This window comes from Mesorhizobium sp. M2A.F.Ca.ET.042.01.1.1, assembly GCF_003997405.1.
GTDB lineage: Bacteria > Pseudomonadota > Alphaproteobacteria > Rhizobiales > Rhizobiaceae > Mesorhizobium.
Map to the genome: position 1 here is coordinate 1 of NZ_RZRX01000348.1, position 5,091 is coordinate 5,091.

Annotated in this window: 6 protein-coding genes and 1 pseudogene; 2 read left to right on the plus strand and 5 right to left on the minus strand. The window is 64.0% G+C overall.

Annotated features, from left to right (window positions below; genetic code table 11):
• Both EOA23_RS31370 and EOA23_RS31375 read left to right on the plus strand, forming a co-directional pair.
• Positions 1 to 943 (plus strand): bifunctional 2-C-methyl-D-erythritol 4-phosphate cytidylyltransferase/2-C-methyl-D-erythritol 2,4-cyclodiphosphate synthase (locus EOA23_RS31370; RefSeq protein WP_127306965.1); only part of this gene is annotated, 943 nt, incomplete at its 5' end.
• Positions 940 to 1,428 (plus strand): CinA family protein, encoded by a 489-nt coding sequence (locus EOA23_RS31375; RefSeq protein WP_127306966.1) that lies wholly within the window; start codon positions 940 to 942, stop codon positions 1,426 to 1,428. The genes EOA23_RS31370 and EOA23_RS31375, both read left to right, overlap by 4 nt.
• Here EOA23_RS31375 and EOA23_RS31380 read toward each other — a convergent pair.
• The 5 genes and pseudogenes from EOA23_RS31380 to EOA23_RS31400 form a co-directional block, all read right to left on the minus strand.
• The gene (locus EOA23_RS31380; protein ID WP_042642290.1) at positions 1,425 to 1,880 is read right to left on the minus strand and encodes a type II toxin-antitoxin system RatA family toxin; all 456 of its coding nucleotides are present in this window, start codon (positions 1,878 to 1,880) and stop codon (positions 1,425 to 1,427) included. The two genes, EOA23_RS31375 and EOA23_RS31380, sit on opposite strands and share 4 nt — an antisense overlap.
• 6 nt (positions 1,881 to 1,886) lie before the next feature.
• Positions 1,887 to 2,852 (minus strand): lipoyl synthase, encoded by a 966-nt coding sequence (gene lipA / locus EOA23_RS31385; RefSeq protein ID WP_042642288.1) that lies wholly within the window; start codon positions 2,850 to 2,852, stop codon positions 1,887 to 1,889.
• A 125-nt stretch (positions 2,853 to 2,977) separates the two neighbouring features.
• Entirely contained in the window at positions 2,978 to 3,235 is a 258-nt protein-coding gene (locus EOA23_RS31390) for a GlsB/YeaQ/YmgE family stress response membrane protein (protein ID WP_042642286.1), read from the minus strand.
• Positions 3,236 to 3,391: 156 nt separating this feature from the next.
• Positions 3,392 to 4,840, minus strand: a complete 1,449-nt coding sequence (lpdA, locus tag EOA23_RS31395; RefSeq protein WP_127306967.1) for a dihydrolipoyl dehydrogenase — start codon at positions 4,838 to 4,840, stop codon at positions 3,392 to 3,394.
• 28 nt (positions 4,841 to 4,868) lie between these two features.
• Positions 4,869 to 5,091: pseudogene (locus EOA23_RS31400) on the minus strand (arylesterase); the annotation flags it as partial.

Here is a 5,091-nt window from a genome sequence, read left to right on the forward strand (position 1 = left end):
GGCCTCCGTCCGGCTCGGCCTCCTCGCGCTGAGGGACCAGGCACCCGAAAAGGTGCTTGTGCATGACGCCGTGCGCCCGTTCGTCGATGCCGGGCTGATCGATCGCACCATCGAGGCCATCGGGGAGCGCCACGGCGCCCTGCCGGCACTGCCCGTCGCCGATACGCTGAAGCGGGAATCGGCCACCGGCATGATCGACGAGACGGTGTCGAGGGCCGGCCTTCATGCGGCGCAGACGCCGCAGGGTTTTCCGTTCTGGCCGCTGCTTGCGGCGCATGAGAAGGCGCATCATCTCGGCAAGACGGAATTCACCGACGACGCGGCGATCGCCGAATGGGCGCAGATACCGGTCAAGATCGTTCCCGGATCGCCAGACAACGTCAAACTCACCTGGGCAAGGGACATTGCATTGGCCGACGAGCGGCTCTCAAACGCGCAGCAGCGCTTCCCGGATATTCGCACCGGCAATGGCTACGATGTGCATGCGTTCGAACCCGGCGACCATGTCACGCTCTGCGGCGTCGCCATCCCCTATGAGCGCAAGCTCTCCGGCCATTCGGATGCCGATGTCGGGCTGCATGCGCTGACCGACGCGCTGCTTGCCACCTGCGGCGCCGGCGACATCGGCACGCATTTCCCGCCATCGGACCCGCAATGGAAGGGTGCGGCCTCGAGGATCTTCGTCGAGCACGCGGCCAAGCTGGTGCGCGAGCGCGGCGGCCGCATCGCCAATACCGACATCACGCTGATCTGCGAGGCGCCGCGCGTCGGGCCGCATCGCGTGGCGATGACGGAGGCGCTTTCCACCATGCTCGGCATCGCGCCCGAGCGCATTTCGATCAAGGCCACGACCAACGAGAAGCTCGGCTTTGTCGGGCGCGGCGAAGGCATCGCGGCGATCGCCACGGCCAGCGTCGTCTATCCGGGAGAGGTGCCGGCATGAGCAACGCCGAACTCGCCATCGCTTTGCTTCAGGCGTGTCAGCATCGCGGCATCATGCTGGCGACGGCTGAAAGCTGCACCGGCGGCCTGATCATTGCCGCGCTGACCGACATTGCCGGATCGTCCGCCGTGGTCGATCGTGGCTTCATCACCTATTCAAACGAAGCCAAGATGGAGATGCTCGGCGTCTCCGCCGCCACGCTGAGCGCGCATGGCGCCGTCTCGCGCGAGACAGTGCTGGAGATGGCGGCCGGCGCGCTGGCGCATTCGCGGGCAAGCCTGTCGCTCGCCGTCACCGGCATTGCCGGTCCGAGCGGCGGCTCGGCGGACAAGCCGGTGGGCCTTGTCTGGTTCGGGATCGGATTGGCCGGACAGCCGATTGCCGCCGAACAGCAATTGTTCGGCCAGAAGGGCCGCGAATTCATCCGGCACGAGACGGTGCGGCACGCGCTGCAACTCGGCTTGCGCGCGCTCGGCGAAAGTTAGGCCGGCTTCGCGCCATATATGACATCGGCGCGCTTCTCGAAGGCTTCCGAGAACATGCGGAAGGCGCGGTCGAACATCGTGCCCATCAGCGCGCCGAGAATGCGGCTCTTGAATTCATAGTCGATGAAGAAATGCACCTCGCAGCCGCCATCGGCTGGGTCGAAGCGCCAGATGTTGCTGAGATATTTGAACGGGCCGTCGATGTATTTGACGTCGATGGCGTTCTCGTCGGGCTTCAGCAGCACCTGTGTCGTGAAGGTCTCGCGGATCGCCTTGTAGCCGATGCTCATGTCGGCAACCAGGATGGTGCGGCCGTCCCGCTCCTTGCGCGAGCGCACGGTGAGCGATTCACAGAGCGGCAGGAATTGCGGGTAGGCCTCGATGTCCGCCACCAGCGCGAACATCTCTTGCGGTGTATGCGCGACGCGGCGTGTCGCCTCGAATTTCGGCATTGAAAGTCAGCTGGCCTTCGCGAGCTGCGCCTCGCGCGCCGCGCGCAGCCTGGCGAAATCCTCGCCGGCATGATGCGAGGAACGCGTCAGCGGGCTCGATGCCACGAGCAGGAAACCCTTGGTCTTGCCGATCGTCTCGTAGGACTTGAATTCGTCCGGCGGAATGAAGCGGATCACCGGATGGTGCTTCTTCGAGGGCTGCAGGTACTGGCCGATGGTCATGAAGTCGACATTGGCCGACCGCAGATCGTCCATCAGCTGCAGCACCTCGTTCCGCTCCTCGCCGAGGCCGACCATGATGCCGGATTTGGTGAAGATCGACGGGTCGAGTTCTTTCACGCGCTGCAAGAGCCGGATCGAGTGGAAGTAACGTGCGCCCGGACGGACCGTCAGGTAGTTCGACGGAACGGTTTCGAGATTGTGGTTGAAGACGTCGGGCTTGGCGGCGACGACGATCTCCAGCGCGCCGTCCTTGCGCAGGAAGTCGGGCGTCAGGATCTCGATCGTTGTCGAGGGCGTCGCCGCGCGGATGGCGCGGATGACGTCGGCGAAATGCTGCGCGCCGCCGTCGGCCAGATCGTCGCGGTCGACCGAGGTGATGACGACATGGCTCAGCCCCATCTGCTTGACCGCATGCGCGACACGGGCGGGCTCATCCGGATCGAGCGCGGTCGGGATGCCCGTCGCGACGTTGCAGAAGGCGCAGGCGCGCGTGCAGATCTCGCCCATGATCATGAAGGTGGCGTGCTTCTTGTCCCAGCATTCGCCGATATTCGGGCAGCCGGCCTCCTCGCACACCGTCACCAGCTTGTGCGACTTCACGATCTCGCGCGTCTCGGAATAGCCCTTGGAAACCGGCGCCTTGACGCGGATCCAGTCGGGCTTGCGCAGCACCTCCTGGTCGGGCCGGTGCGCCTTCTCGGGATGCCGCGGGCGCGGCCGGTTGGCGATCGTGTCTACGACTGTGACCATCTCAAACCCTTCGCGGCCGCTATTTCGCCAGCCGCCTGTCTTTCGTCATCTAGGACTTTTCGCGGCAAAGAAAAAGGCCGGGGCAGCGCATGCCGCCACGGCCGTTTTCGCATAACGGCTTTTGCTCAGCGGCGAACGAGTCGCCCGACGAAGATCAGCAGGCAGGCGCCAATGAAGCCGGTGATCAGATAGGCGACCCAGCCGACGCCGAACGACTGGATGTTGAGAGCCTGCAGGATCGCGTTCAGCACGATCGCGCCGACGATGCCCATGATGATGTTCATGAAGATGCCAGTGTTGCTTTTCATGACCATCTCGGCGAGCCAGCCTGCCAGACCGCCGACGATGATGGCTGCGATCCAGCCGACGCCATTCAAATGCATGTGCCAGTTCCTCCTCGATCAGGTGAAAATGCATCCGGATACGAACTGCCTTGCCGGCAGCTTTCTCCGGCTGCCGCGTGTGAGTCTCACCCGACCAATCTAGCACGGATTGGCCATCTACCACCGGTCGGCGATTTGTCACCGATTGGTGACCCATCATGCGTTCAGCGCGCGGCCGTAGGCGTCGAGCACGCTCTCCTTCATCATCTCCGACAGCGTCGGATGCGGGAAGATCGTGTGCATCAGCTCTTCCTCGGTGGTCTCCAGGTTCATCGCCACCACAAAACCCTGGATGAGCTCGGTAACCTCGGCGCCCACCATATGCGCGCCGAGAAGCTGGCCGGTCTTCTTGTCGAAGATGGTCTTGATAAAACCCTGGTCCTCGCCGAGCGCGATGGCCTTGCCGTTGGCGCTGAAGGGGAAGCGGCCGACGCGGATGTCCTTGCCTTCCGCCTTGGCCTTGGCTTCGGTCAGCCCGACGGATGCGACCTGCGGGCTGCAATAGGTGCAGCCGGGGATCTTCAGTTTGTCGATGGCGTGCACACCCGGGAAGTTGGCGATCTTCTCGATGCAGACGACGCCCTCATGCTCAGCCTTGTGGGCGAGCATCGGCGGTCCGGCGACGTCGCCGATGGCGTAGACGCCCGGCACATTGGTCTTGCCATAGCCGTCGACGACGACGCAGCCGCGGTCCGTCTTCACGCCGAGCGTCTCGAGGCCGAGATTCTCGATGTTGCCCTGCACGCCGACGGCCGAGATCATGCGGTCGGCGGTGATCTTCTCGACCTTGCCGTCCTTCATCTCGACATGCGCCGTGACCGAGTTGGCGCCCTTCTCGACCTTGGTCACCTTGGCTTCGAGGATGATCTTCATCCCCTGTTTCTCGAACTGCTTCTGCGCGAATTTCGAAACTTCGGCATCCTCGACGGGCATGACCTGCGGCAGCAGCTCGACCACCGTCACGTCGGCGCCCATGGTGCGGTAGAAGGAGGCGAATTCGATGCCGATGGCGCCTGAGCCCATCACCAGCAGCGACTTCGGCATCTCCTTCGGCACCATCGCCTCGAAATAGGTCCAGATCAGCTTGCCGTCCGGCTCGATGCCGGGCAGCGCGCGCGGCCTGGCGCCGGTCGCCAGGATGATGTGCTTGGCGGTGTAGGTGCCCTCGCCCTTGACGCCTTTCGGCACCGGCGGCTGCGGTTCCATCGCCTTCTTGGCCGTCTTCGAGACGACGACCTCACCGGGCTTAGTCAGCTTCGCCTCGCCCCAGATGACATCGACCTTGTTCTTCTTCATCAGGAAGCCGACGCCAGTGTTCAGCCTGAGCGATACTTTTCGCGAACGGTCGACCACGGCGGCGGTGTCGGGGCTGACCTTGCCGCCTTCGAGCTTAAGGCCATAATCCTTGAGGTGGTCCGAATAATGCATGACCTCGGCCGAGCGCAGCAGCGCCTTGGTGGGGATGCAGCCCCAGTTGAGGCAGATGCCGCCCAGATGCTCACGCTCGACGATCGCCGTCTTGAAGCCGAGCTGGGCGGAACGCACCGCCGTGACATAGCCGCCGGGGCCTGAGCCGATGATGATGACGTCGTAGGATTCAGCCACGGGGTTTTCTCCCTGAACTTTCTGAAGGTTAGAGTGAGAGCATCACGCGCACGAGCGGCACCAGCGCCTTGCCGATGTTGCGGGTGTTCTCGGCATCGAGATGGACGCCGTCAAGCGGCGTGGTGACGGCCACCGTGCCGGCGTCGAAGAAGCCGCAGCCAGCCTCGTCGGCCAGTGCCGAATATTGCGGCGCCAGACGCTTGGAGGCGTCGTCGCCGCCGGCGAACATCTCCTTGAACTCGGCATTGTCG

Coding starts and splice junctions, on each gene's coding strand:
- EOA23_RS31375 (WP_127306966.1), top strand. CDS start 940: ATGAGCAACGCCGAACTCGCCATCGCTTTGCTTCAGGCGTGTCAGCAT.
- EOA23_RS31380 (WP_042642290.1), bottom strand. CDS start 1,880: ATGCCGAAATTCGAGGCGACACGCCGCGTCGCGCATACACCGCAAGAG.
- lipA (WP_042642288.1), bottom strand. CDS start 2,852: ATGGTCACAGTCGTAGACACGATCGCCAACCGGCCGCGCCCGCGGCAT.
- EOA23_RS31390 (WP_042642286.1), bottom strand. CDS start 3,235: ATGCATTTGAATGGCGTCGGCTGGATCGCAGCCATCATCGTCGGCGGT.